The organism is Candidatus Symbiopectobacterium sp. NZEC135, from assembly GCF_025962695.1.
Window position 1 is genome coordinate 1 of the sequence record NZ_JAGFPF010001483.1, and the last position, 529, is coordinate 529.

Genomic DNA, 529 nt, shown 5'->3' on the forward strand with positions numbered 1-529 from the left:
GTATCGTGCGCCTGATTGCCCGCCGGGTCAGTGGCAGTGGCTTTGACGTCCACCTTGCCTTCCGCCAGACCGCTCAGGTCCGCCGTGGTGCTCCACTTGCCGTCTACCACGGACACGCCGGTGACCGTCACCACCTTGCCGTTCACGTCCGTGAATGTCAGGTCAACCGTCTTCTCGCTGCTGGTGCCGCTCACTGGCGTGGCGGTGGACTCGGCGGTATTGATATAGCCGTCGTCGCCGGCAAAGTGCTCGATATCGACCGTTGGACCGGTCACGTCCAGCGTGGAGCTGGCCGTATCGTGTGCCTGATTACCCGCCGGATCGGTGGCGGTGGCCTTGACGTCCACCTTGCCTTCTGCCAGACCGCTCAGGTCCGCCGTGGTACTCCACTTGCCGTCCACTACCGTGACGTTCTTCACTTCCACGGTTTTGCCGTTGGCATCGGTAAACACCAGATCTACCGTCTTCTCGCTGCTGGTGCCACTCACTGGTGTGGCGGTGGACTCGCTGGTATTGATATAGCCGTCAT

The 529-nt window shown here is 61.8% G+C and carries 1 protein-coding gene; it reads right to left on the reverse strand.

Annotation, left to right across the window (positions count from 1 at the left end):
- Positions 1-529, reverse strand: a 529-nt coding sequence (locus tag J5224_RS34955; RefSeq protein WP_264629381.1) for an Ig-like domain-containing protein, incomplete at both ends; no start/stop codon positions are given.